Raw genomic sequence first — 26103 nt, forward strand, 5'->3', positions numbered from 1 at the left:
AGTAGACTTTAGTGATATCAGATAATTATTCATTACTTTTATGACGATCAAACCTACTTTTATCGCCCATCGGGGTTACCCCGCATTGTATCCGGAAAATTCGTTGGCAGGAATTGAGGCGGCGATCTGCACAGGTGTGCGCCATGTTGAAATCGATATCCAGCTCAGCAATAGCCTGACTCCTTTTTTATGCCATGACGACCATCTGCAACGATTGATCGGCCAGGATATCAATTTGACGCTGCTAAGTAATGCTGAAATTGAAAACCTGGCAGTACCCTATCCAACTTTATCGCCGTTTGCAAACAAGTCTGAACCCATTTCTCGTCTGGCAGACTTCTGCTTATATCTGGCAAACCATCCACAAGTTTTTGCATTTGTTGAAATCAAAGTAGAGAGTATTGTGCGCTTTGGATTGCAGCGAACCGTAACAGCAATTTTTGATGAGGTTTACCCGGTGAGATCGCAGTGCACCATGATTTCATTCGACTCGGAAGCACTCATACTGATTCGCAAAATGGGTATGCCAAAAATTGGCTGGGTGATTGAGCAGCGCGACGAAACAACTCAGGTAATTGCGTCCCGCCTGTCTCCTGATTTTCTTTTTTGTGATGTCAGTAAACTGGCCGCAACAATTGAGGAAATGTGGAGAGGGCCATGGCAATGGGTCATTTACAGCATCAACGACCCGATAGAAGCTGCTCGCCATGCCAACGCGGGATTCACGCTGATTGAAACCGATGATATCGGCGCCATGCTTGGTAAAGCATCCTCAAAGCGTGATCAAACATGAATCGATATTACGACATAGCCATCATTGGCGGCGGTATCCAAGGCGTAGCAGTTGCACAGGCTGCTGCTGCACAGGGATACAGTGTTCTGCTTCTGGAAAAAACCGCGTTGGCAGCAGGTACTTCCAGCCGCTCAAGCAAGTTGGTACACGGCGGGCTGCGCTATCTTGAGAGTGGTCATTTTAAGCTCGTTGCTGAAAGTCTCAGAGAACGTGCTGATCTGTTACGTCTAGCGCCCTCCCTCGTCAAGTTGCAGCCATTTCATATTCCGGTATATCGCCATACTACCCGTAGCCCATGGATGCTGCGCCTCGGCTTGAGTCTATATGCATTGCTTGCAAGATTCGGCACTGGCTCCGGTTTTTCTTCCGTCGCCCGCAAGCAATGGGGTACGCTCGATGGTCTGTCTACCGACGGCTTACAGCATGTTTTCCGGTACTGGGATGCGCAAACCGATGATCAGGCACTTACACAGGCCATCATGCAATCCGCACAGTCACTTGGCGCCATGCTTATCTGTCCGGCTGAATTCACACAGGCAGTCATTGCCGATGATCAGTGCGACATCGAATTCAGGCAGAACGGACAAATTCACGCCTGTAGTGCAAGTGTATTAATCAATGCTGCCGGCCCCTGGGTTGAACAGGTTGCAGAACGAGTCTCACCAAGGCTTGCGCCTTTTCCGGTCGAGCTGGTACAAGGCACGCATCTGGTGCTGGATGGTGAACTAAAACAGGGCTGCTACTATATGGAATCCCCCCAGGACCAACGGGCGATCTTCGCTCTGCCATGGAAGCACCATATTCTGCTTGGTACTACCGAAACCATCTATCACGGCACACCGGATAACACTGCACCATTGGCAATAGAAGAACGTTATTTGCTGGATTGTTTCCAGCACTACTTCCCGCGACACAGCGTGTCAGTGCTGTCTCGTTTTGCCGGTTTGCGCGTTTTACCTGCCGATAGCAGTGCAATTTTTCGGCGCTCGCGCGAAATACACTTGCAGGGTGACCGGTCGTTAAATCCGCGTGTCGTCGGTATTTATGGCGGAAAACTGACTACCAGCCGTGCCACCGCCCAGAAAGTCATGCGTCTGATTAAACCATCACTGCCAGCACGAATCGCCAAAGCGGATGTTTCTCAATTATCTCTTGAACTTCAATAAAAAGAGCGCTATGAGAGTTACAATTGATACCAGCAAATTCCTGGTCAACCCGAATAGCAAAATTGATCTGTCACAATGGCGAACTGAAGTACCAGCTTTCTATCAGTCGAAGGAAAGTTACCTGACGCTGCTGGATGAATCTCGCCAGAAGATCGGTGCATTGCAGGAAGTGCTGTATGCACATGACCGTTATGCAGTATTACTGATTTTTCAGGGAATGGATTCCGCTGGTAAAGGCAGCGCCATCAAGCACGTCATGTCTGGTATCAATCCGCAAGGCTGTCAGGTCCTCAGCTTTCTGGCACCCGGTCCTGAGGCGCTGGAACACGATTTTCTGTGGCGTGCCAACAAATCGCTACCGGAACGTGGTCGCATCGGTATTTTTGACCGCTCCTATTATGAAGAAGTCGTCGTGGTGCGCATCCAACCTCAACTTCTCGAACAACAGCGTATTCCGGCTGAATTCGTTGATCCCAAACATATCTGGCAGGAGCGTTTCAGCGATATTGTCAATCTGGAAAATTACCTGCACCGCAATGGCACGCGTATCATCAAGTTTTTTCTGCATCTGTCGAAGAAAGAACAGCGTAAACGTCTACTTGCCCGCATCGATGAACCTTCGAAAAACTGGAAAATTACCGGTGCTGATATCGAAGCGCGCCGTAAATGGGATGATTATCAGCATGCCTATGGAGAATGTATAGGCACGACGAGCACAGAAATCGCTCCATGGTTCATCGTGCCCGCTGATGACAAGCGCAACACGCGCCTGATTGTGTCCTCAATCCTGCTCGAAACCCTGCAAAGCCTGAAGATGGATTTTCCTCAATCTTCAGATGTACGCCGCGCCGAGCTGGCGCGCATGCAGACTTATTTGAAAAGCGACAAATGAAGTGTGCCTGCGAATTGAATAGATCATAGAAATAACATCGGCGTTTCGACGGACCTTGGAGATGACCCGGAACACAAAGAAAAGCCTTTACTTTGTAAATAGAGACATTCCTCTTGCGGAAGAAGAGGCAGCTTTATTTCCGGTAATGCTGAAATTGGTTTAGCATTGGTCATGATTCTGCCGTTAAGAAAATCACCAAGAATTGCAAAACTCTCTCAACTGGTATTATCTTCGTCTGGCAGATGAATATTTGACGATACAAAAAATGGCTAATCCTTCCCCCAGATCCCCATTCGAAGAATCCTGGCGTAAAAGATTCGAGAAATTCGCTGCCAAATCGGATGATGATGCAGGTGTAGCCGGTTGGTCGCCAACCGGACTAGAGACAAGGCTGCGGTATTTCGTACGCTTATGGAAACAAAATTCATATGGCAAAAGTGGATTATGGCTTGATGCAGGCTGTGGTGCAGGCACTTATTCCAGACACTTGGCCGATCAGGGAATGCAGGTGATCGGAATGGACTATTCATTACCGGCATTACAAAAAGCCTGCACGAAAAATACTGGTGATTTAATTCACTGGTGTGCAGCGGATGTCACGAAATTACCGGTTAAACCAGAGAGATTTGACGGTGCATTATGCTTTGGTGTAACACAGGCACTTAGCCAATCTGATGACGTAATTGCGCAGCTAGTTGCCTGCATCAAACCGGGGGGGGAAATATGGATTGATGCGTTAAACGGCAAGTGCCTTCCCCATGCCTGGGAACGTTTTGTTCGCTGGCTCGGCAGGCGCCCCCATCATCTGCGCTATGAATCATTCGCTAATCTCAAGCAAATCATGCAAACGCGTCATCTCACGGAGATAACATTATTCTGGCTACCGATGCTACCCGCCCGCTGGAGCCGGTATCAATATCTGCTTGAGACAGCAGAAAGCAGATGGATATTCCGACATATACCGGGAGTCGGGGTATTATTTAGTCACGCACTGATACTTCGCGCCAAACGCGGTCAGGCATAATCCGTCAAGAATCTCCATTTTCCCCAATCTCATGAAAACTATCGCGTCATTATGCTTGCCGGCCGGCAAGCGGGCAAAACTTTCCATTGTGATTTACCATCGGGTGCTGCCGGAAGCAGATCATTTTTTGGGTGGGAGAGGTGATATCAGCAGCTTTGATCAGCAGTTATGCTACTTAACCCGTAACTTCAATGTACTCTCTCTTTCTGAAGCCGTTGCACATTTACGAGCAGCTACCCTGCCCGCACGCGCGGTCTGCATTACTTTTGATGATGGCTATGCGGACAATGCTGAAATTGCATTACCTTTGCTGCAGAAATATGGTGTTACCGCTACTTTTTTTATTGCGACTGGCTTTCTTGATGGTGGCAGGATGTGGAACGATACGGTAATTGAATCTTTCCGGCGTGCCAGGGGAGATACGATCGATTTGCGGGAAATCGGGCTGGAACAATATACCGTTGCTACCCTTGAGCAACGTCGCCAGGTACTTTTCAGTGTCATTGACCAGCTTAAGTATTTGGAACCAACCACTCGGCAATCAAAAGTAGACAAATTGGCACAGACAATTGCGGCAGAGTTGCCGGACGACCTAATGATGACAAGTGCTCAGGTTAAATTGCTGCATGACCATGGTATGGAAATTGGAGGGCATACCGTCAATCATCCGATACTTGCTTCGACAGATGAAACCACCGCTCGCACTGAAATAGGCGAAGGTAAGGCGCGCCTGGAAGCGATTACTGGTACGCCCATACGTTTCTTTGCTTACCCGAACGGTAAACCTGGCAGGGATTACCTGTCGATACATGTAGAAATGCTCAATCAGCTGGGATTTGAAGCGGCAGTTTCCACCGCATGGGGAACTGCACGTCATGGCGATGATCTGTTTCAGCTACCGCGCTTTACCCCGTGGGACCAGAAAGAATGGGCATATGTATTGCGCATGGTGCGCAATAGTTATCAGCAAATTCAAACCGTATAGTTTTTTCGAATCATTCATACCCGTACTGCCTCCCACAATTTTTGCAGCCGTTTGACCGAGACCGGTTCGGGTGTCTTTAATTCCTGTGCAAACAGGGAAACGCGTAATTCTTCAATTTTCCAGCGAAATGTTTCCAGATTAGGATCATGGGCACCGGCTTGTTGATGTTTTTGCAGACACCGACTGTATTGCTGCCACAAAGCACTGATGATTGCCTCGTGTTCCCGGTCTCTGGCTGAATTTTTATGGTATTTATCGATACGTATCGCTATGGCTTTCAGGTAGCGAGGATATTGCTGCAGGTAATACCAGGATGTTTTACAGAGAAATCCGGGATAAATGAGTTGATGAAGCTGTGCAAGCACACTATCGTGTATTTCGGCATTAACAGCAGGAAGCTTCTGTTTACAAACCTGATAATTTGTAGCAACTGCATCCAGTATTTCCATTCGTTCATTGGCGACTGTCCCTAACCGTAATCCTGCTCGTTCCACCTGAGTAAAAAATTCTTCCCGAGTACAAGGTATGGAGTCCTCTCCCAACAACGCACACATTAATATGGCATCCAGTATGTCCTGTCCCAGAACTTCCTTTGCTACCAGGTTGCCAAGTTGCAGCATCAAAGTTTGCTGTCTCGCTGCCAGATATTTTTCCAATAACTTGATCTGTTTTTTTAGTGCAAGTTTCAGCAATCTGAGAACACCTGCTCGCATGCTGGTCCAGGCGGCTTCCCGCGTATCGAACAAACGAATGGCTACATTGTCCTGCTGGTCCACCAATGCGGGATAAGCCGTAACTGGTACGCCAGCACGTTCAAACTTAACCGTGGCAGGTAATGATTCAAAGTCCCATTGTGTGATGCCATCGCGTTCAATCTGACTTTCCTCTGCGTTTGCGGTTTGCGCAAAGACCTGCTGTGCGGCTTGTCCAAACTGCGCCTGCAGCTCCCTTAAGTTTTTTCCCGCAACCAATTCGTTACCAACGTCGTCCACCACGCTGAAATTCATCTGCAAATGTGCCGGTAGTGACTTATCTTCCCAGCTGTCTCGTGAAATTCTGATAGCCGTTTTAGTATAGATAAAATCAGCAAGGCTTGCCGTCAGTGCAGTGTTAGCAGCTTGTTTGTCACTTGACAGTAAAAATTGTGTCACAGAATCCGGCAATGGAATCAAATGGCGACGAACGGTTTTCGGCAGCAATTTAAGATACCAGGTAATTTTTTCACGAATCATGCCTGGTACCAGCCAGTCGAATTGATCATCAGAAAATTTATTCAACAAGGCAATTGGAATGCTGACCGTCATGCCATCCAGTGGGTGCCCTGGGTCAAACCGGTAACGCAGTGGCAAGTTATGCGATTCTATGACCAGCGATTCAGGAAATTGCACCTCTGCTTCAACATTAACTGCAGTCCGCATCAGCTCTTGTCGGGTAAGCAGTAATAATCCCGGTCGATCTCTTTCTGCCTGTTTATACCATTTATCGAACAATTGACCGCTGTAAATTCCCGCCGGAATGCGCTCTGCGTAGAAATCAGTAATCTGGGTGTCATCTACCAATATATCCTGCCGCCTGGCTTTACTTTCCAGCCCCTTGATTTCCTCGATCAGTTTCTGATTGTGCTGCAGGAATGGCGCATACCCATTAAATTCTCCCACAACCAGTGCCTCACGGATAAAGATTTCACGAGCATGTCTAGGATCGATCGCGCCATAGCCAACCCGGCGTTGTGTCACAATGGTAAGACCATTGAGTGTGACGCGCTCGAACACCATTACCTGTGCGCGTTTTTTCTCCCAGTGGGGATCAAAGTGATGTTTTTTACACAATTGACCAGCAATTCTTTCCAGCCACGATGGGTCGATCGTAGCAACGCAGCGTGCATAAAGCCGCGTAGTTTCTGTCAGTTCAGCAGCAACAATCCATTTAGCTTTATTTTTACGAAGCACAGAACCCGGGAAAACAGTAAATTTGATACCACGTGCGCCCAAGTAGTCCCCATTCGTCTCGGATTTGAAACCGATATTACCCAGCAATCCTGCCAGCAACGCTCGGTGTATTTCATCATAGCCAGCTGGGGTCTGATTTGGCCGCCACCCCATTTCCCGCAGCGAAATGGTTAGTTGACCATGAATTTCCCGCCATTCACGCATTCTCCGGTAGGAAATAAAGCTCGCCTGGCACTGCGCAATCAGCTTTTTATTGGATTTTTTATGCTTGAGTAGTGCATCGAAGAAATCCCATAATTTCAGCAATCCCATAAAATCTGAGCGCTCATCTCGAAATGGCAAATGTGCTCGGTCGGCTGCTTGTTGGTGCTCAAAGGGACGATCACGTGGATCCTGCACACTCAATGCTGAAGTGATAATGAGCATTTCACTTAAGCAGTTTTCCTGCCGGGCGGCAATAATCATCCGTCCGATTTTGGGATCCAGCGGCAATCTGGCCAACTGCTGGCCAATGGATGTCAGGCTTCTGTCTTGATCAATTGCTCCCAGCTCGGTTAACAACTGGTAGCCATCAGCGATCATGCGCGGCGCTGGCGGCTGAATGAACGGAAAACTCTCCACCTCACCGATTCTCAGAGATTGCATGCGCAGAATCACTCCCGCCAGCGAAGAACGCAGAATTTCCGGATCGGTAAATGGTGGGCGGGCAGCAAAATCCTCTGCTGAATAGAGACGAAAACAGGTACCATTCATTACCCGTCCGCAACGACCGGCACGTTGATTGGCAGATGCCTGCGAAATTTTTTCTACCAGCAGCTGTTCAACTTTGTTGCGATAGCTGTAACGATTGAGACGCGCGAGCCCAGAATCAACCACAAAACGAATTCCCGGGACGGTCAATGATGTCTCGGCAACATTGGTGGCAAGCACAACCCGCCGCTGCCCACCCGTTGAGAAAATCCGCACCTGTTCACTATGAGAAAGTCGGGAGAACAGCGGCAGTATCTCAATGCTATGTTTGATGCCCGATAAACCAAAATGATGTTTGCGCAGACATTCAGCAGTTTCACGAATTTCCCGCTCGCCAGGTAGAAAAACGAGAATATCCCCCTCCCCCATTCTGCAGGCTTCACCGACCACATCACGTATCGCTTCCGGCAAATCACGCCTATCCTCAGGCTCAAGATTGAACGGGCGATACACAATTTCTACCGGGTAAAGTCTGCCGGAAACCTCGATTACCGGCGCCTGATGAAAATGTGTGGAAAAGCGCTGCGCATCGATGGTTGCCGAGGTAATGATCACTTTGAGTTCCGAGCGCTGCGGAAGCAATTGCTGCAGATAACCAAGCAGAAAATCAATATTGAGGCTACGCTCATGCGCCTCATCGATGATGATGGTTTCATAGGCCTGTAATAAGGCATCCTGCTGCGTTTCTGCCAGCAAGATGCCATCCGTCATCAGTTTGATACGGGTCTGCGGGCCGGTCTGATCGGAAAAGCGGACTTTGTAACCCACCAATGCGCCTAATGGGCTATTGAGCTCGGAGGCAATACGAGCAGCCACGGTTCTGGCAGCAAGTCGGCGTGGCTGGGTATGACCAATCAGTCCGTTCTGGCCAAATCCCAGCTCCAGACAGATTTTAGGGAGCTGTGTCGTTTTACCGGAGCCAGTTTCGCCGCAAACAATGACGACCTGATGATTCAGAATCGCGCGGCTGATTTCCTCGCGTCGAGCTACGACAGGTAATTCCGGGGGGTAGTGGAACGCGGGAGAGGATTGCAGGGAAATGTTCAAACTTGTCTGGCCAGAAAACCTGTCGGCCATTCATTCACTATTTTTTAAATGCACCGCTTCTTTTTGAGTGCTCAGCGAGCCTTGCTCGATAATGGCCACAGTTAATCTGGAAATGGCGACACGCTTACCAGTAGCAATTTCACTAATATCAGTTTGCCAGACTTGAGTGCGTTTACCGACATGCAACGGTTTGCAGATTCCGATGACATTGCCTTGCGTGACTGCACGAACATGATTGGCATTGATCTCAATGCCGACTGCCCGATGAATTTCAGGGTCAATTGTCATCCACGCAGCAACACTGCCTAGTGTTTCAGACAGGACACAGCTGGCGCCACCATGCAGGATGCCGAATGGCTGCGTTGTCCGATGATCAACCGGCATGTTTGCTATTAGAAAATCTGGACCGATTTCGGTAAAGTGAATGCCAATATGCACGCCCATGTTAGCGTTACGCAGCCCTTCCAGATATTCGAGTGTGTAATCCTTGAACCAGATAGTGCTATTCTCTGTCATGCATGGTTATCCCTGTATGAAAGCTAATCTTACGGTTATACAACAAAATTACTGGCAGATGCACTGCTAGTGTTATCAGAATGCTGGCGTCGCTGCGTCACCGCTTCGGCCAGTCGATACAGCACTTGTTCAGTGGCATCAAAACCAATGCAGCCATCGGTAATACTCTGCCCATATATGAGCTCTTCCAGTTTTTTATCAGCGATGTCCTGCCTCCCTGCCTGTAAATGACTTTCGATCATGATGCCGACAATGGCTGGGTTGCCTTGCCCAATCTGGCGGGCAATATCGGCCGCCACTTCTGGCTGACGCCGATAATCCTTATAACTGTTAGCGTGACTGCAATCCACCATCAGATAAGGCGGCAAATGTGCATTAATTAACGCTTCCATCGCCATGGCAACGCTTTCGGCATCGTAATTGGGCGCTTGTCCACCGCGCAAAATAATATGGCAATCTTCATTCCCCCGAGTTGCAAAAATCGCGGTATGCCCTGCTTTGGTTACCGATAGAAAATTATGCGGATGAGATGCCGCCCGAATGGCGTCAATAGCAATATTCAAATTACCAAAAGTACCATTCTTGAATCCGACTGGGCAGGAAACTCCGGATGCCAGCTCACGGTGTCCCTGGCTTTCGGTGGTACGCGCACCAATTGCCGCCCAGCTGATCAGATCAGCAACATATTGCGGGCTGATCAGGTCCAGAAATTCGGTAGCAGCAGGCACGCCGATATTATTCAAATCCAGCAACAGTTTGCGGGCAAGCCGCAAACCCTTGTTGATATGGAAACTGTTATCAAGATCAGGATCATTGATCAATCCTTTCCAACCGATGGTGGTGCGCGGCTTTTCAAAATAAACGCGCATGATGATTTCCAGCTGATCCTTGAGTTCATGGCGGAGATGATTCAGACGCGAGGCATACTCCAGCGCAGCATCCACATCATGGATCGAGCACGGGCCACAGACGACCAGCAACCGGTCATCCTCACCACGCAAAATACGGTGGCACGCCTGTCGTGCCTGAAAAACAACCTCCGTTGCCTGTTCGTTGAGTGGATATTCACGGTGCAGCTCTACTGGTGGTGTCAACTCGTGCATACCAATGATGCGCAGATCGTCAGTCTGATATTTCACAACAATTCCCTGATTTTTTGATTGACCACAGCTATTTGGAATAAGAAGGCGTGGCAGTAATAGCGGCTTGTCATTAATCGTTTCATGATTTAGATGTACTCAACATGCAATTTTACCGCTATCTTCCCACTTCAGGCAGCCGTAACGACTAATAATTCCCGGTCACTTCGCAGCCTCGCCTTCTAATGAGGCCAGATGTTTTTCGACATCTTCTTTGCTGAACCCCAACGCACTAGCAATCCGATCGGCATGACTGACCTGCGACACGCCCGGTATCAATCGATGAGTTGGCCCTTGCTCGCCGAACTCAACCTGCAGATAATCGCCAATATTCTCTTTCTGCAGGCGCTCACACAACTCATGGTTGTGTGTGACCAGAATAGTGGTCGCTCCCAATTGATGAAATCCTTTCAGCACGTATTCCGACAGCGTCATTTTTTCTTCAAAAGTCGTTCCTTCCGCCAGTTCATCCAGTATCGCCAGGCTGCGTGGTGTCGAATTGAAGAAAATTTCGCGAGTTTGTTTCAGTTCATGCGCAAACCGTCCCATTCCTTCATCCAACTGACCAGGATCGGGAACCTGATAGTAAATATGCTCGGCTGGTACCAGACTCGCCTCGGTAGCAGGCACATAGGCCCCGGCCTGACCCAGCAACTGAATCTGTGCCACAGTTTTGCAATAAGCAGTTTTGCCGCCACTATTTGGTCCAGTTACGATCAGCAGGCGGTGAGTTGCATCTAGTCGGATATCGTTCGGTACGTAGTCAGAGTGGGTGCGTGCCAGCAAAGGGTTGCGTGCATTGCTCGCAGTCAATTGATGATGGCCATCCGCCTTTATATGCGGCAATACCATACTGCCAGTCGAAGTTTGAGCATGTGTGTGTAAAGCCAACAACTCATCGAGCATCCCCAGCGCCTCCATCGATTTTGCCAATTCCCTGCTTTTACGAAATATCTTTTGTAATGGATAAATAATATGATCACGATCGGTTGCACTTACGGCTTGCACAATGATAGGCAAAACCGGAATAGCAAGCACCAGAAGTCCATAACCTATATAACTGGCGCCCAGCTCAACCAACATTGTCTGAAAGAAATAGAGTAGTCCCAGCACGATGGCGAGCGTAACCGAAATCGGCAGCCACTTGAGTATGGAAGGACGAAAACGTGCGATGGGCTGCAAACGTGGTTTTTCATCTCCGGTTAGAAATTTTCCATCAGAAACGTAAATTGGTCCGCGCATCAGGGCAAAGGTTCGAGATTCCCCGAATTCATGTATGGCTTGCATCAATTCGCGTAAGTACATGCTTTCTGGCATTGGCAGGTCCTTTGCGTCTTCTGTCAGATCCACCGCAAATTGGGTTGCATCGATAAATTGGCGATAACCATATCCACCAAATTCCAGTTTATCAGTGCTTTCCTTCGGCTTATCCGTAGTCAGCCCACCCGCAAATTCACCATAAAGAAAATGATAAAGCGAAGCCTCATTCGCTGCCATGGAAACAAGATAGTGCTCCAGTTTTTGGCGTAAATCTGGATTTTCCGCTATTTCTCTTAGCGCCTGCTGCTTGGTTTGTAACATGCCGGTATCGATGACTGGTCTGGCCAGTGACCGATAAAGCACACATTGTCCAATATGTGTTTTGGCATAATTGATCTCCGCAAACAAGGCATCTGCTTCAATAGCCGCAAAGGTTCGCGTATCCACCACACCATAATCCTCCAGACTTGGCTGCGAATCACGCACTTGCGCTGGTCGCTTGTCAGGAGACAAAATGAAACTTGCCCGCCAAATAAACATTTCACTGGGTGGCTGTGTATCATTGCTGGATGGCACGTATTGCTTTGGTTCGCAGAAAGCCATGATAATTTGTATCCTTGATTTATTTTGTTTACACCCGCAGATCAGCTTATGAGAATCTCTAAAAATCTATATTTCGTCACAATAAATACCTCGTTGCTCACAAAAAATGTTTCCTTACATATATAAATTGTATGCTGCATAAACATTTTTTATTCGCGTCTGGTCTTGCTTAGAACTCTGAATTTTTAAGGGCACTCTTATACTGATTTTACCGGTTTTTATCGGACAACTGCGCGATAGCAGAAATTTCCCAACCTAATTTTTCCTAGACACCACAACACCAACTATTTCTCCGTGCCGCGTAAATTTCTTAAAAAACACCTACCTTCTCACGAAAGCATCCGACAAAATCGTTTTGTCAGATGCTTTGGCACTTTGCTACATCACCCCAACCTCTGGCACTTACATCGTCGCTCGGTAGCGGGTGGCGTAGCTGCCGGGCTATTTGCCGGCCTGATTCCGGGCAGCAATCCGGTACAATTCTTCTTCGCAACATTATTTTCCGTATTGTTTAAAGTTAACTTGCCACTTGCTGCTTTTGTTACTCTCTATTCCAACCCCTTAACTATCGTACCGTTGTATCTACTGGCTTTTACGCTGGGTAGATGGGTAACCGGCAGCGAACTTGACAACCTGCAAATGCTTGATCCGGCCCTGCTGGATAAAAATATTTCTGAATGGTTACCCATCCTGACGGAATATCTGACAACCTATGGCAAACCCCTGATTACCGGTTTGGTGCTGCTCGCATCCTTGCTGGCAATGTGTGGTTATATGCTGGTCAGAGTTGCGTGGCGCATCTATATTATTCATGCTCGGCGCAAGCGCGCCCGCCAACAGAAATGAAACCGCAAGATATACGGATTATCAATGTTTCGCATTAAAAAAATAACACGTACAGCAGTCATACTGCTATTTGCCGCCACACTGGTTTACGCAGGCTGGGCAATATGGCCGGAAGATCAGCAGGAAGTCGAACTGGCAGCAGTGAAACGCGGTGTAGTTGAAGCCACTGTGGTCAATACACGCGCAGGCACGGTTAAGCCTTGCCGAAGATCAAGATTATCCCCAGCCGCAGGCGGGCAGATCATCAGTTTACCGGCCAGAGAGGGCGACCGGGTTGTGCCAGGACAGGTTTTGCTGAAGCTGTGGAATACTGATCTGGAGGCGCAATATGAATTGGCAAAGCAGCAACATATAACTGCCAAAAACAGAAAGCAGGAAGCCTGTATTCTGGCCAAGAATGCAGAGCGGGAATTCAGGAGAACCCAGCAACTGGTTACAAAAGGATTTGTCAGCCCGCAACACGCTGACGATACGCGAGCGGCAGCCGAATCACGCCAGGCAGCCTGTGCAGCAGCTGCAGCCGATGTCAGCCGTGCGCAAGCACAAATGTCGGTGATTTCCGCCAATCTGGAACGCACGGTTCTGGTCGCGCCATTTGCAGGGATTATTGCGCAAGTGACGGGAGAGCTTGGCGAATACGTTACCCCGTCACCGCAAGGCATCCCTACTCCTCCGGCTATCGATCTGATTGATGATTCCTGTTTATATGTCAGCGCCCCGATGGATGAGGTTGATGCGCCCAAAATACAAGTGGGACAACCCGCGCGTATCACGCTTGATGCCATCACGCAGAAAACGTTCGCAGGGAAAGTGCGCCGAATTGCCCCTTACGTGACTGAAATCGAAAAACAGGCACGTACCGTAGAGGTCGAAGCCGAATTTATCGATCTGGATACCAACATCATGCTATTGGTTGGCTACAGTGCTGATGTCGAAGTCATCACGCAACGCCATGAAGCGGTGTTACGCATTCCTACCCGGGTGATTCGTCAGGGCAACAAGGTGCTGGTGGTTGGAACAGATAACCGACTGGAAGAGCGCAAGCTGATAACAGGACTGGCCAATTGGGTATACACAGAGATTCTTGAAGGACTCAGTGAAGGCGATCAGGTATTACTGGAAGCAGATGATGGGACCGTTACCGCTGGCACCCGGATAATCGCCAAACCTTTACAGCCATGATTCAATTAGCAGCTATCAGTCGAATTTTTTACATGGGGGAACAGGCGGTTCGTGCATTGGATCAGGTTGATCTGACGATACTGCCGGGCGAATATGTTTCCATCATGGGGCCATCTGGCTCGGGAAAATCAACGCTATTAAACGTTATCGGTCTACTAGACCGTCCAGATAGCGGGCAATACCTGCTGAATGGGAAAAATGTCACAGATTTGAGTGAAACCGAGCAGGCGAAAGTTCGTCGGGAAAAAATCGGTTTTGTTTTTCAGTCGTTTCATCTGGTCCCGCGCATGACTGCCGCCGAAAATATTGAGTTGCCCCTGACTCTGAGCGGCATACCGCTCAGTGAACGCAAAACCCGCGTCCTGGAGACGCTGCAATCGTTTAATCTTAGTGACCGTGCGCAGCATCGCCCAGCCGAGCTATCAGGCGGGCAGCGTCAGCGCGTGGCGATTGCCCGGGCGACCATCATGCGTCCGACCGCTATCCTCGCGGATGAGCCCACAGGCAATCTCGACCATCGAATCGGCGCGGAAGTAATGGCCTTACTGGAGGCGCTGCATCAAGGCGGCACTACACTTCTCATTGTCACCCATGATCGTGAACTCGGTCTGCGCGCGCAGCGCAAAATTGGCATGCGTGATGGTCGGATCGAAAGTGATACACGAAATGAAAAGCAATGAGAGCGCAAGATACCTTGCTATTTGCCGTAAAAACCCTGCGCAGCTACCCTACTCGCTCTATGCTGATCATGCTGGCAATGGCGCTGGGCGTCGCTGCCGTGATCGTACTGACAGCACTGGGCGATGGTGCGCGCCGTTATGTCATTAATCAGTTCTCATCAATCGGGACCAATCTGATCATTGTATTGCCCGGGCGCGCTGAAACCGCTGGTGGTTTTCCAGGCGCCGCACTTGGTCAAACACCGCGGGATCTCACACTGGATGATGCCCGCTGGGTCGGACGGCTGCCCCAAGTAAGACGCTATGCACCACTCAATGTTGGCGTAGCGGAACTTTCTGCCGCTGGCGTATTACGTGAAGTCACCGTACTCGGCAGTAGCGCTGAAATACTGCCGATCCGGCATATGCGGCTGGTACAGGGCAATATTATCGCGGGCATTTTCGAGAACAGCGCACAAATTATATTGGGCGACAAGCTGGCACAAGATTTTTTTCCGGATGGCAATGCTTTGGGGCAACGTGTTCGACTGGGTGATCGGCGCTTTCTGGTAGCAGGCATCCTCGCGATGCAGGGTGAATCAATGGGATTCAATAGTGATGAAATTGTCATTATTCCAGTACAGCACGCACAGGCCTTATTCAATACTCACTCACTTTTCAGACTGATGGTTGAAGCCCGGCATCGCAGTGAAATCGAAGCAACCAAGGCGGCCATCCACGAAACTATTGTTCGTCGCCATAATGGTGAGGACGATGTGACCGTCATTACTCAGGATGCGGTACTGGCAACATTCGACCGAATTTTGCACGCGCTGACATTGGGTGTGGCCGGCATTGCCATCATCAGCCTGCTGGTAGCAGGAATACTGGTAATGAACGTGATGCTAGTAGCTGTCAGTCAACGCACAGGGGAAATTGGTCTGCTCAAGGCAATCGGCACGCCTGCCCTGACCATCAGGCTAGTTTTTCTGACCGAAGCTATCCTGTTGTCGGTTGCAGGGGCCATCCTGGGTTTTGCGCTTGGACAGGCCGGCAGCCTGTTGCTGCGCATCGCTTACCCGCAATTACCTGCATGGCCACCGATCTGGGCAAATTTTGCAGGTATTGCCGTTGCAATTCTGGTCGGTACGCTTGCCGGATTACTGCCTGCAGCACGAGCAGCCAGACTGGACCCAGTTCAGGCGCTCAATAAACGATGAGTTTGCTCGATACCTTTCGCTATGCCTGGAATGCCCTGATCAGCAATCCACTGCGCACGCTGCTATCTACTTCTGGCATAGCCATCGGAATGGCCGCAGTCATTTTGTTGACTGCGATTGGAGAAGGTATCCAGCGGTTTGTCCTGGCCGAATTTACCCAATTTGGTACCAATATTCTGAATATCAATCCTGGAAAAACCGATGCCAGGGGTTCGCCGGCGGGCGCAATTGGCAGCGCTCGCTTGCTGACGATTGAAGACTCGCTGGCGCTACAGACATCACATTATGCGGTCTATACCAATGCCACCGTGACTGGTAACGCAGAAATACGCGCCAACGGCCGCAGTCGGCGGGTGACGGTTTACGGACAAGGACCGGACTTCGATAAGGCTTTCAATATGCAGGTCGCCATCGGTGCATTCCTGCCGGAGGATGATCCACGCACGCCGCGTGCCTTTGCCGTGCTGGGAGCGAAAGTTCACGAGGAGCTTTATGGCACGATCAACCCGCTCGGCTCGGTATTACAGGTTGGCGGCGCTCGTTTTCGCGTCATCGGCGTAATGGCACCCAAGGGCCAGGTATTGGGTTTTGATCTCGATGATACGGTTTATATACCCACTGCTCGCGCACTGGAAGTATTCAACCGCGAAGGTGTGATGGAAATCCAGATAGTTTATCCACCGGATGCTGAACTGAATAAAGTTATCTCCGACATCAAACAAATTCTGATCAAACGCCATGGGCGGGAAGATTTCACATTGACCCCGCAACAGCAGATGTTGAGTACCCTCTCTACTGTGCTGAATGTTTTAACCTTCGCCGTGGCGGCGCTGGGTGGGATTTCCTTGCTGGTTGGCGCAGTCGGCATGATTACACTCATGCATATCGCAGTGACGGAACGGGTTGCCGAAATCGGTCTGCTCAACGCCCTTGGTGCTACTCCCGTGCGTATTCGACTGATATTCCTGCTGGAATCCACCCTGCTCGCCACAGTTGGCGGCGCGATTGGCCTAAGCTTTGGCACACTGCTGGCATCTCTCATAAAGTGGCTGGTAAGTGACCTGCCTGTCAGTATTCACTGGTTATATGTACTCACCGCACTGATTTTATCCGGCTTTATCGGCCTTGCCGCCGGGATCGTGCCCGCGATACGTGCGGCAAGACTGAATCCAGTGGATGCGCTGCGAAATGAATAAAGTTCTCAAGGGAGTTTCTAAAGGGCATATCTAGAAATTTAAGCTCAAGAATTTTATAAAAATGAAACAGAAGCAATACGCTCGCGATAAGCTGCTAATAGAACAATGCCATCAGAACAAGATGCCGCGAAAAACTGATATTTTGTTGATCTGGATTGAAAGTTTGTTCAGTAAGTTTATCGATGGTGGCCGGATCGATAGCCAGCCGTTCTATATTGGATATAAAAGTCGTAATCACCACAAATCCAGGGATGGTAGTGATGGTGGCAAGTGGTTTTGCGCAGCAAAATAAAGGTTTCACAGAAACCAATAGCCAGGCCGCTAAAAAGCCATGGCTAGGATTTATTGGTTTTCGAGTTTGTTCCTGAGAACAACATTCACCTGTACAGGGTTTGCCTGGCCTTTGGACAGTTTCATGATCTGGCCAACCAGTGCATTGAAAGCCTTTTCCTTGCCGGCACGGAAATCCGTTACCAGCTGGGGATGTGCCACCAAAACATCGTCGATCATTTTTTCGATTAGTGTATTGTCGGATATCTGGCTCAATCCCTTGGCAGCGATAATCTCGTCTGCACTATTGCCACTGCCTTCCCATAAATCGTCAAAAACGGTTCTGGCAATCTTGCCAGAGAGCGTACCATCGGCTACACGCATCAATAAACCCGCCAATTGCTGGCTGCCGACTGGACACTCGCTGATCTCGATGCTCTCCTGATTCAGTCGCTTACTGACTTCTCCCATCACCCAGTTTGCACAAAGCTTGCTTTGATCGGGTAATGCAGCAAGAACCTGTTCGAAATAATTGGAAATTTCGCGATTGCCAGTCAACACAGCCGCGTCATAATCAGATAACCCCAACTCCTGGCAGTAACGATTGTGTCGAGCTTCAGGCAATTCTGGCAATTCCTGTCGAATACGGTTGATCCATTCATCAGGAATGATTACCGGCAATAGATCCGGATCAGGAAAATAGCGGTAGTCATGTGCCTCTTCCTTGCTGCGCATACTACGAGTCTCATCCTTTGTCGAATCATATAACCGCGTTTCCTGAATGATGCGTCCACCATCTTCCAGAATATCGATTTGCCTGGCAACTTCGTAATCGATCGCTTTCTCCAGAAAGCGGAAAGAGTTGAGGTTCTTAATTTCACAACGGGTACCGAGCTTTTCCGTTCCTTTCGGCCGTACCGAGACGTTGGCATCACAACGGAACGAGCCTTCCTGCATATTGCCATCGCAGATACCTATCCAGCGTACCAGAGAATGCAGAGATTTGGCATAGACAACAGCTTCGGCGCTGCTGCGCATATCTGGCTCGGAAACGATTTCCAGCAAAGGTGTGCCTGCACGGTTCAGATCGATCCCGGTCATGCCGTGGAAATCCTCATGCAGCGATTTACCGGCATCTTCTTCCAGATGCGCGCGTGTCAGCCGAATAGTTTTTTCACCATCAGCCAATAAAACTTTGACGTGCCCTCCCTCGACAATGGGATAATCGAGCTGGCTGATTTGATAGCCTTTCGGTAAATCCGGATAAAAATAATTTTTGCGTGCAAAAATGGACGGCGAATTGATTCTGGCATTAATTGCGAGTCCAAAGCGTATTGCCAGCTCGACCGCACTCCTGTTCAGCACTGGCAGTACGCCTGGCAGCGCCAAATCTACCGCGCAGGCCTGAGTATTGGGTGGTGCGCCGTATGCAATGGAAGCCCCTGAAAAAATTTTGGACTGAGTTGAAAGCTGCGTATGTACTTCAAGACCGATGACAATTTCCCATTGCATATTATTTGTATCCTTATTTATTTCTTTTTTACCTACCTGCGAATATCGGTAATAACCTGGCGTGCATGTAGCATATGAAATGTTAAGTGGCTGCGAGCGTACAGTATTTCATTCCTATTTTCAAACGAAAAAATAGAAAAGCCAATCTTGGAAAACTCGAAGGGATATTCATGAAAGATCAAAATATCATTAATCAGAATGATGAAGTATTGTTTACACCAATACGTGTGGGTGCAATAGAATTACCCAGCCGCGTAATAATGGCGCCGCTGACCCGTAATCGTGCCGGTGCCGACAATGTGCCTACCGATCTTATGGCCAAATATTATGCCCAGCGCGCGACCGCTGGTCTGATCATCAGCGAGGCCACGCAGATTTGCCCCGAGGGGCAGGGATATAGTGCCACACCAGGAATTCATTCCTCCGAGCAAATCGCTGGTTGGAAGAGAATAACCGCCGCTGTTCATGCCAAGGGGGGGCGAATTGTACTGCAACTGTGGCATGTAGGCCGTATTTCCCATACTTCATTGCAACCTAATGGTCAGGCGCCGGTTGCGCCCTCGGCAATTCGTGCCAATGCCCAGGTTTTTGCCGCAGGAGGGTTTGTCGATGTTTCCATGCCGCGAGCGCTGGCTTTGAGTGAAATTCCAACTTTAGTTGAAACGTATCGACAAGCAGCGAACAATGCCAAAGAAGCCGGATTCGATGGTGTCGAAATTCATGCGGCCAACGGCTATTTACTGGATCAATTCTTGCGTGATCGTACCAATCAGCGGAATGATGCATATGGTGGCAATATCGAAAATCGTATCCGGTTATTGTCAGAAGTCTGTGAGGCCGCAGCCGATGCGATAGGTGCTGATCGAGTCGGTGTACGACTGTCGCCATTGACTTCATTTGGCGATATTGCTGACAGCAACCCTCAGACCTTATTCAATCGAGTAGTGGCACGTCTTGCGGAATTGGAGATTGCTTTTGTCCACGTCATTGAAGGTGAAACAGGGGGCGAGCGCAATCCACAACCGTTTGATTATGCTGCCATGCGCGGATCATTTCCCGGCACGTGGATAGTCAACAATGGCTATGACCGAACCATGGCAATCGATGCGGTTGCTGGTAATCAGGCAGATGCCGTAGCTTTTGGCAGGTCATTCATTGCCAATCCCGATCTGCCACGACGCTTGCGTGAAAATACCGTGCTAAACCTGCCTGATCCCGCCACTTTTTATGGAGGCGATGCACACGGTTACACCGATTACCCTGCACTGGAATAAGTGACCAGAGGCAAGATCGGCGGCCTATTATGAAAAAAAGATGGGGACTTAGATAGCAGGCTCGCGCTGATGCCAGTCAGTCACCTGCTGATAGGCATGCGCGACATTCATCATGAGGGACTCCTGGAAATAGTTGCCAACTATATGCAGTCCCACTGGCCGGTTCTTCTCACCAAACCCGACAGGAATCGACATACCAGGCAATCCGGCCAGATTGACGCCACTGGTGTAAATATCCGACAGGTACATCTGGATGGGGTCGTCATTTTTTTCACCAAGATCGAAAGCGACAGCGGGTGAAGTTGGTCCCATGATCAGATCACATTGCTTGAATGCTTCCTGAAAATCATTGGCGATCAGGCGACGCAATTTTTGTGCTTTCAAGTAATAGGCATCATAGTAACCATGTGACAACACATACGTACCGATCAGGATTCGGCGCTTGACTTCCGCGCCAAATCCCTGCGAACGGGTTTTACTGTACATGTCCTCAAGATCACGGTATTCGGCTGCACGATGACCATAACGCACGCCATCAAAACGCGAAAGGTTGCTTGAGGCTTCGGCAGGTGCCAGAACATAATAGACCGGTATGGCAAGATTGCTGACTGGTAGGGAAATATCTACGAATGTTACGCCCAGCTTGCGATATTCTGCAAAGGCCGCTTCGATGGCACGGGCGACATCGGCGCTCAGCCCCTCGCTGAAAAACTCCCGTGGCAACCCAATACGTAACTGATTGACAGGTTTCTCAAGCGCACGGGTGTAATCTTCTGGTTCACGTTGCAAGCTGGTCGAATCACGCTCATCAAATCCGACCATAGCGTTCAACAACAGTGCCAGATCTTCCGCTGATTTCGCCATCGGGCCACCCTGATCGAAGCTGGAGGCAAATGCGATCATGCCGTAACGCGAGACCAAACCATAAGTAGGTTTGATACCACTGATGCCACAAAATGCGGCTGGTTGACGAATAGAACCTCCGGTATCCGAACCTGTAGCTGCAGGGGCCATTCTGGCAGCAACTGCACTGGCAGAACCTCCAGAACTGCCGCCGGGCACAGCAGCAACATCCCAGGGGTTTTTGACTGGCCCGTAATAAGAAGTCTCGTTACTAGAGCCCATCGCAAATTCGTCCATGTTGGTCTTACCCAGATTTACCATGCCCGCCTGATTAAGTCGCGCCACCACGGTCGCATCGTAGGGAGATACAAAGTTGGACAGCATTTTTGAACCGCAGGTAGTCAGCCAGCCCTGAGCGCAAAAAATATCCTTTTGGGCGATCGGTATGCCGGTGAGCGGCGTGCTCCGCCCAGAAGCCAGCATTTCGTCTGCTTGTTTTGCCCGAGTCAAGCTTTTTTCCTCATCCAGCGTAATAAAAGCATTGAGTTTCGGATTGAGGGCTTTGGTACGATCTATAAAAATCTGAGTCAACTCGGCACTGGAAATTTTTTGTGCAGCGAGTAATGCGGATAATTGCTTGAGACTGGCATTGAGCATGGTGGTCGATCAATAAATCAGGATAATATTGTGGAAAGAAAACTTAGAGGCTCAAATACTATTCAATTACTTTAGGCACCAGATAGAGGTCTGCTTCAACCTGGGGGGCAATGGACTGAAACAACTGATGCTGGTCGGTTTCCGTAACCTGGTCCTCCCGCAGGCGTTGCACCATGTCCTGCGCATGGCTCATGGGATCAACGCCAGTCGTGTCGACCTGCTGCATTTGTGCGATCAGATCGAAAATGGCGGATAACTGCTTCAGTGTCTGCTGCGCTTCCAGCTCGCTGGTTTCAATCTGCGCAAGCTTAGCGGTACGTTTGATGTCATCAATGGATAGCGTCATTTTTTTCAATTGAAGATTGTAGGATCATTCTGAAGACTATATTTTGGGTAAGGTAACGCCCTGCTGAAACTGGTATTTACCACTACGGTCCTTGTAGGATGTTTCACAAACCTCATCAGATTCAAAAAAAATGACCTGTGCGACACCTTCGTTGGCATAAATTTTAGCTGGCAGCGGAGTAGTATTGGAAAATTCCAGAGTGACATAACCTTCCCATTCCGGCTCGAATGGCGTGACATTGACGATGATGCCACAACGTGCATAGGTCGATTTACCAAGGCAGATCGTCAGAATGTTGCGCGGAATACGAAAATATTCTACGGTACGCGCCAGGGCGAACGAGTTGGGCGGAATAATACAGATATCGCCCTTGACGTCCACGAACGAGTTTGAATCAAAGCATTTCGGATCGACAATTGTAGAATTGAGGTTGGTGAACAGCTTAAACTCGTCCGAGCAGCGAATATCGTAACCATAGCTTGACGTACCATAAGAAACGATACTGCAGCCATTCTTCTGCTTGATCTGGTAAGGCTCGAATGGCTCGATCATGCCAAATTCGGCAGCCATTTTTCGAATCCATTTGTCGGACTTGATCGTCATGCCGGTTCTCAGTCGTCTTCCATGATAATCTGGGCGAAAACCGCCGAGTTATCCTTGGTGAGCCGTGAGATCCTGGCAGCAACCCGGCGTGCGATCAACCGATAGATTTCACTGATCTGGCTATCCGGTTCCGCAGCCACAGTTGGTTTGCCGGAATCGGTATGCTCGCGGATTCTGATATCAAGTGGCAGACTGCCAAGCAATTCAACGTTGTAATCCCGGCACATTTTTTCGCCTCCACCCGTACCAAAAATCGGTTCGGTGTGACCACATTGTGAGCAAGTATGCAGGCTCATATTTTCAACGATTCCCAGAATCGGAATACCAACCTTTTCAAACATCTTCAGCCCCTTGCGCGCGTCGAGTAGTGCGATGTCTTGAGGTGTCGTGACAATGACTGCTCCAGTCACCGGTATTTTTTGCGCAAGCGTGAGCTGAATGTCGCCAGTACCGGGCGGCAGATCGATGACCAGATAATCCAGATCCTGCCAACGGGTATCGTTAAGTAACTGCTGTAGCGCTTGCGTAACCATCGGACCACGCCAGACCATTGGAGTCTCAACGTCAATCAAAAGGCCAATCGACATCATCTGAATACCATGCACCCGGATTGGCTCGATAGTTTTTCCGTCAGGCGAATCAGGACGATCGGTGACCCCCAGCATTTGCGGCTGGGATGGTCCGTAAATATCAGCATCCAACAGCCCGACCGTCGCACCTTCGGCAGCAAGCGCCAACGCAAGATTAACTGCAGTTGCCGATTTGCCGACTCCTCCCTTGCCGGAAGCAACCGCAATAATGTTCTTGACGCCTGGAAGCAGTTTCAGGCTGCGTTGTGCACTATGTGCATCAATATTGATGTCAACCCGGACAGATATGGCGCCAATACCCGGAATGGCCTGCAAGGCTTGTTTAACTTGCTGTCTTATTGTTTCCAGCACGCTTCTGGCCGGATAGCCCAGCTCAATCATAACGGTAACATCATTTTGCTTGATTTGAATGTCACATAGCGCCTTACTGGTGATGTAGTCTTCGTTGGTGACGGGGTCGATGATTGTCTTGAGCGCAGTTTCGATTTGCGGACGCGTAATAACCAAGTCAGATTTTCCTAAATATAGTAAATGATGGATGTTAGCAAATATCGGGCGACGATGTTGTTTTCAGTTGTTTGTTACAATCACCGCATGATAACGCTTCTGACTGACGATTCTAACTAAACCGGCCTGCTATGACCAGACGTAAAATTCTCGTAACTTCCGCATTACCTTATGCGAACGGCAGCATTCATCTCGGCCATCTGGTTGAATATATCCAGACGGATATCTGGGTACGCTTCCAGAAGATGCGCGGGCAAACCGTGCATTACGTATGTGCGGATGATACCCACGGCACACCGATCATGCTGCGCGCCGAGAAAGAAGGCGTGACGCCTGAAACCTTGATCGCTCGTGTACACGGTGAGCACTTACGTGATTTTACCGGCTTTCATATTCACTTCGACAATTATTACAGCACGCACTCCCCTGAGACACGCGAATACGCCGAAGCAATCTACCAGCGGCTGAAGGCTGCAGGCCTGATCAGTGTACGCGACATCGATCAGTTATTTGATCCGGTCAAAAATATTTTTCTGCCGGATCGCTATGTCAAAGGAGAATGCCCAAAATGTAGCGCTGCCAATCAGTATGGCGATTCTTGTGAAGCCTGTGGTGCAGCTTATACTCCCACGGAACTGAAGAACCCATATTCCGCTATCTCGGGTGCCACTCCGGTTAAAAAAGCATCCCGGCATTTCTTCTTCAATTTATCAGATAGTCGCTGTGTTGATTTTTTGCGGCAATGGACACGTGAAGCAGACCATCTGCAACCAGAAGCTGCCAACAAAATGCGCGAATGGTTGGGAGATGCTGGGGAAAACAAGCTTTCCGACTGGGATATTTCACGTGATGCACCATATTTTGGTTTTGAAATTCCGGGTGAAAACGGCAAATATTTTTATGTCTGGCTGGATGCGCCAGTGGGTTACATGGGTAGCTTCAAAAATCTTTGTCAGCAACAGGGACTGGATTTTGACGAGTACTGGCAAGAAAATTCTACTACTGAGCTTTATCATTTCATTGGCAAGGATATTTTGTATTTTCATGCCTTATTCTGGCCGGCGATGCTAAAGAATGCCGGTTATCGCACGCCGACACAAATTTTTGCGCATGGGTTTCTCACCGTCAATGGTGAAAAAATGAGTAAGTCGCGTGGCACGTTCATTACTGCGGAAAGCTACTTGCAACAAGGCCTGAATCCTGAATGGTTACGCTATTATTATGCTGCCAAGCTCAACGGATCCATGGAAGACATCGATCTCAATCTGGATGATTTTGTCGCACGCGTCAATGCCGATCTGATCGGAAAATACATCAATATCGCAAGCCGCTGCGCTGGTTTCATTCACAAGCAGTTTAACGGCGAATTAGTGGCTGGAGAGAATCACCAGAAAATGCAAGTCATGGTTGATCAGCACTTCGGTCACTGGCAACCCCATCTCATCGAAGCAGCATTTGAAGCGCGCGATTTTGCCGCAGCCATGCGCCAGATCATGAAATATGCAGATGAAGTCAATGAATTGATTCATGAATTGGCACCATGGGAAATCGCCAAGGATAGTGCACGTAGCCAGGAGCTCCATCGTGCCTGCAGTCTGGGAATCCAGATGTTTTATCTACTCTCTGGCTATCTGAAACCGGTTCTGCCAGCGATGATGGAAAAAATCGAACACTTTCTTAATTCTCCATTATGCAACTGGCAAGCACAAACCACAGCAACTGCATTATCCGGCATGCTGTTACCTGCTGAACACAGGATCAATCCCTATCAACACCTTATGACACGTATTGACCCCAAGCAAATTAGGGCTTTGGTAGCGGCTAATCAACAGACTATTGAGCCTGATACAGGCGCGCATTCCCAGACCAGGCATGCTGCTGCACAGCAATCGCAGGAACAACTGCAAAATACCTGCAGCCCCATTGCCGAGACCATTTCCATCGAAGATTTCAGCAAGGTGGATTTACGTATTGCGCGTATTATTCGTGCCGAACAGGTAGAAGATGCGAAAAAACTGTTGAAATTGACGCTGGATATCGGATCAGGGCGACGCACCGTATTTGCCGGCATCAAATCGGCTTATACACCTGAGCAGTTGGAAGGCAGATTGACTGTAATGGTGGCTAATCTAACTCCGCGCCAAATGAAATTTGGCCTGTCGGAAGGGATGGTGCTCGCAGCAAGTGACGACAATGGGAAGAGTGGGCTGTATCTGCTTGCGCCAGACGATGGTGCTAAGCCGGGAATGCGGGTGAAATAAAATATTTCGACTG

General features: G+C 49.2%; 22 protein-coding genes. 13 read left to right on the forward strand and 9 right to left on the reverse strand.

The window, feature by feature from the left end; all coding sequences use genetic code 11:
• Positions 1-40 precede the first annotated feature (40 nt).
• The 5 genes from NSMM_RS02440 (at position 41) to NSMM_RS02460 (ending at position 4860) form a co-directional block, all read left to right on the forward strand.
• Complete coding sequence (locus NSMM_RS02440) at positions 41-793, forward strand: glycerophosphodiester phosphodiesterase family protein (RefSeq protein ID WP_090284273.1); 753 nt, start codon at positions 41-43, stop codon at positions 791-793.
• Positions 790-1959, forward strand: a complete 1170-nt coding sequence (locus NSMM_RS02445; protein WP_090284275.1) for a glycerol-3-phosphate dehydrogenase/oxidase — start codon at positions 790-792, stop codon at positions 1957-1959. The genes NSMM_RS02440 and NSMM_RS02445 overlap by 4 nt, the downstream gene beginning before the upstream one ends.
• A gap of 10 nt (positions 1960-1969) precedes the next feature.
• Positions 1970-2851, forward strand: a complete 882-nt coding sequence (locus NSMM_RS02450; RefSeq protein ID WP_090284277.1) for an ADP-polyphosphate phosphotransferase — start codon at positions 1970-1972, stop codon at positions 2849-2851.
• Positions 2852-3101: 250 nt separating this feature from the next.
• Positions 3102-3875 (forward strand): class I SAM-dependent methyltransferase, encoded by a 774-nt coding sequence (locus NSMM_RS02455; protein ID WP_176753827.1) that lies wholly within the window; start codon positions 3102-3104, stop codon positions 3873-3875.
• 31 nt (positions 3876-3906) lie between these two features.
• The gene (locus NSMM_RS02460; protein ID WP_090284281.1) at positions 3907-4860 is read left to right on the forward strand and encodes a polysaccharide deacetylase family protein; all 954 of its coding nucleotides are present in this window, start codon (positions 3907-3909) and stop codon (positions 4858-4860) included.
• Positions 4861-4874: 14 nt separating this feature from the next.
• Here NSMM_RS02460 and hrpA read toward each other — a convergent pair whose 3' ends face one another.
• From hrpA to NSMM_RS02480, 4 genes are all read right to left on the reverse strand, one after another.
• Positions 4875-8636, reverse strand: a complete 3762-nt coding sequence (gene hrpA, locus NSMM_RS02465; protein WP_090284283.1) for an ATP-dependent RNA helicase HrpA — start codon at positions 8634-8636, stop codon at positions 4875-4877.
• Complete coding sequence (locus NSMM_RS02470) at positions 8637-9122, reverse strand: hotdog fold thioesterase (protein ID WP_090284285.1); 486 nt, start codon at positions 9120-9122, stop codon at positions 8637-8639.
• A gap of 35 nt (positions 9123-9157) precedes the next feature.
• Positions 9158-10261, reverse strand: coding sequence for a 3-deoxy-7-phosphoheptulonate synthase (locus NSMM_RS02475; protein ID WP_090284287.1), 1104 nt, complete (start codon positions 10259-10261; stop codon positions 9158-9160).
• 162 nt (positions 10262-10423) lie between these two features.
• Positions 10424-12124 carry a MutS-related protein gene (locus NSMM_RS02480; RefSeq protein WP_245654652.1) on the reverse strand — a complete coding sequence of 567 codons (1701 nt, stop codon included), beginning with the start codon at positions 12122-12124 and terminating at the stop codon, positions 10424-10426.
• Between the two features lie 294 nt (positions 12125-12418).
• On the opposite strand from NSMM_RS02480, the gene NSMM_RS02485 reads away from it, so the two are divergent.
• The 6 genes from NSMM_RS02485 (at position 12419) to NSMM_RS15025 (ending at position 17519) form a co-directional block, all read left to right on the forward strand.
• The gene (locus NSMM_RS02485; protein WP_090284289.1) at positions 12419-12970 is read left to right on the forward strand and encodes a DUF2062 domain-containing protein; all 552 of its coding nucleotides are present in this window, start codon (positions 12419-12421) and stop codon (positions 12968-12970) included.
• 24 nt (positions 12971-12994) lie between these two features.
• Complete coding sequence (locus NSMM_RS02490; protein ID WP_090284291.1) at positions 12995-14152, forward strand: efflux RND transporter periplasmic adaptor subunit; 1158 nt, start codon at positions 12995-12997, stop codon at positions 14150-14152.
• Entirely contained in the window at positions 14149-14832 is a 684-nt protein-coding gene (locus NSMM_RS02495; RefSeq protein ID WP_090284293.1) for an ABC transporter ATP-binding protein, read from the forward strand. Before NSMM_RS02490 ends, NSMM_RS02495 begins: the two co-directional genes overlap by 4 nt.
• Positions 14829-16031, forward strand: coding sequence for an ABC transporter permease (locus tag NSMM_RS02500; protein ID WP_090284294.1), 1203 nt, complete (start codon positions 14829-14831; stop codon positions 16029-16031). Before NSMM_RS02495 ends, NSMM_RS02500 begins: the two co-directional genes overlap by 4 nt.
• Positions 16028-17227: an ABC transporter permease gene (locus NSMM_RS02505; RefSeq protein ID WP_090284296.1), complete on the forward strand. Its 1200-nt coding sequence runs from the start codon at positions 16028-16030 to the stop codon at positions 17225-17227. Before NSMM_RS02500 ends, NSMM_RS02505 begins: the two co-directional genes overlap by 4 nt.
• A 61-nt stretch (positions 17228-17288) precedes the next feature.
• Positions 17289-17519, forward strand: coding sequence for a hypothetical protein (locus NSMM_RS15025; RefSeq protein ID WP_143001833.1), 231 nt, complete (start codon positions 17289-17291; stop codon positions 17517-17519).
• 50 nt (positions 17520-17569) lie between these two features.
• On the opposite strand, the gene gatB is transcribed toward NSMM_RS15025, so the two are convergent.
• Positions 17570-19009 carry an Asp-tRNA(Asn)/Glu-tRNA(Gln) amidotransferase subunit GatB gene (gene gatB, locus NSMM_RS02515; RefSeq protein WP_090284300.1) on the reverse strand — a complete coding sequence of 480 codons (1440 nt, stop codon included), beginning with the start codon at positions 19007-19009 and terminating at the stop codon, positions 17570-17572.
• A 170-nt stretch (positions 19010-19179) separates the two neighbouring features.
• Between gatB and NSMM_RS02520 the strand changes: the two genes are divergently transcribed.
• Positions 19180-20283: an alkene reductase gene (locus NSMM_RS02520; RefSeq protein ID WP_090284342.1), complete on the forward strand. Its 1104-nt coding sequence runs from the start codon at positions 19180-19182 to the stop codon at positions 20281-20283.
• 48 nt (positions 20284-20331) lie between these two features.
• Here the strand turns inward: NSMM_RS02520 and gatA are convergent, their stop codons facing one another.
• The 4 genes from gatA to apbC are packed head-to-tail and all read right to left on the reverse strand — an operon-like array spanning position 20332 to position 23829.
• Positions 20332-21783 carry an Asp-tRNA(Asn)/Glu-tRNA(Gln) amidotransferase subunit GatA gene (gene gatA, locus NSMM_RS02525; RefSeq protein WP_090284302.1) on the reverse strand — a complete coding sequence of 484 codons (1452 nt, stop codon included), beginning with the start codon at positions 21781-21783 and terminating at the stop codon, positions 20332-20334.
• 58 nt (positions 21784-21841) lie between these two features.
• Complete coding sequence (gene gatC / locus NSMM_RS02530; RefSeq protein ID WP_090284304.1) at positions 21842-22129, reverse strand: Asp-tRNA(Asn)/Glu-tRNA(Gln) amidotransferase subunit GatC; 288 nt, start codon at positions 22127-22129, stop codon at positions 21842-21844.
• Positions 22130-22165: 36 nt separating this feature from the next.
• Entirely contained in the window at positions 22166-22732 is a 567-nt protein-coding gene (gene dcd, locus NSMM_RS02535; protein WP_090284306.1) for a dCTP deaminase, read from the reverse strand.
• A gap of 8 nt (positions 22733-22740) precedes the next feature.
• Positions 22741-23829: an iron-sulfur cluster carrier protein ApbC gene (gene apbC, locus NSMM_RS02540; RefSeq protein ID WP_090284308.1), complete on the reverse strand. Its 1089-nt coding sequence runs from the start codon at positions 23827-23829 to the stop codon at positions 22741-22743.
• Between the two features lie 131 nt (positions 23830-23960).
• Here apbC and metG point away from each other — a divergent pair, with 131 nt between their 5' ends.
• Positions 23961-26090 carry a methionine--tRNA ligase gene (metG, locus tag NSMM_RS02545; RefSeq protein WP_090284309.1) on the forward strand — a complete coding sequence of 710 codons (2130 nt, stop codon included), beginning with the start codon at positions 23961-23963 and terminating at the stop codon, positions 26088-26090.
• Positions 26091-26103 lie beyond the last annotated feature (13 nt).

This window comes from Nitrosomonas mobilis, from assembly GCF_900103035.1.
In the GTDB taxonomy this organism is placed as follows: domain Bacteria; phylum Pseudomonadota; class Gammaproteobacteria; order Burkholderiales; family Nitrosomonadaceae; genus Nitrosomonas; species Nitrosomonas mobilis.

What these genes read in the sequence shown, in the direction of transcription:
- NSMM_RS02440 (WP_090284273.1), top strand. Translation starts at nt 41, where the DNA reads ATGACGATCAAACCTACTTTTATCGCCCATCGGGGTTACCCCGCATTG.
- NSMM_RS02445 (WP_090284275.1), top strand. Translation starts at nt 790, where the DNA reads ATGAATCGATATTACGACATAGCCATCATTGGCGGCGGTATCCAAGGC.
- NSMM_RS02450 (WP_090284277.1), top strand. Translation starts at nt 1,970, where the DNA reads ATGAGAGTTACAATTGATACCAGCAAATTCCTGGTCAACCCGAATAGC.
- NSMM_RS02460 (WP_090284281.1), top strand. Translation starts at nt 3,907, where the DNA reads ATGAAAACTATCGCGTCATTATGCTTGCCGGCCGGCAAGCGGGCAAAA.
- hrpA (WP_090284283.1), bottom strand. Translation starts at nt 8,636, where the DNA reads ATGGCCGACAGGTTTTCTGGCCAGACAAGTTTGAACATTTCCCTGCAA.
- NSMM_RS02470 (WP_090284285.1), bottom strand. Translation starts at nt 9,122, where the DNA reads ATGACAGAGAATAGCACTATCTGGTTCAAGGATTACACACTCGAATAT.
- NSMM_RS02480 (WP_245654652.1), bottom strand. Translation starts at nt 12,124, where the DNA reads ATGGCTTTCTGCGAACCAAAGCAATACGTGCCATCCAGCAATGATACA.
- NSMM_RS02490 (WP_090284291.1), top strand. Translation starts at nt 12,995, where the DNA reads ATGTTTCGCATTAAAAAAATAACACGTACAGCAGTCATACTGCTATTT.
- NSMM_RS02495 (WP_090284293.1), top strand. Translation starts at nt 14,149, where the DNA reads ATGATTCAATTAGCAGCTATCAGTCGAATTTTTTACATGGGGGAACAG.
- NSMM_RS02500 (WP_090284294.1), top strand. Translation starts at nt 14,829, where the DNA reads ATGAGAGCGCAAGATACCTTGCTATTTGCCGTAAAAACCCTGCGCAGC.
- NSMM_RS02505 (WP_090284296.1), top strand. Translation starts at nt 16,028, where the DNA reads ATGAGTTTGCTCGATACCTTTCGCTATGCCTGGAATGCCCTGATCAGC.
- NSMM_RS15025 (WP_143001833.1), top strand. Translation starts at nt 17,289, where the DNA reads ATGAAACAGAAGCAATACGCTCGCGATAAGCTGCTAATAGAACAATGC.
- gatB (WP_090284300.1), bottom strand. Translation starts at nt 19,009, where the DNA reads ATGCAATGGGAAATTGTCATCGGTCTTGAAGTACATACGCAGCTTTCA.
- NSMM_RS02520 (WP_090284342.1), top strand. Translation starts at nt 19,180, where the DNA reads ATGAAAGATCAAAATATCATTAATCAGAATGATGAAGTATTGTTTACA.
- gatA (WP_090284302.1), bottom strand. Translation starts at nt 21,783, where the DNA reads ATGCTCAATGCCAGTCTCAAGCAATTATCCGCATTACTCGCTGCACAA.
- gatC (WP_090284304.1), bottom strand. Translation starts at nt 22,129, where the DNA reads ATGACGCTATCCATTGATGACATCAAACGTACCGCTAAGCTTGCGCAG.
- dcd (WP_090284306.1), bottom strand. Translation starts at nt 22,732, where the DNA reads ATGACGATCAAGTCCGACAAATGGATTCGAAAAATGGCTGCCGAATTT.
- metG (WP_090284309.1), top strand. Translation starts at nt 23,961, where the DNA reads ATGACCAGACGTAAAATTCTCGTAACTTCCGCATTACCTTATGCGAAC.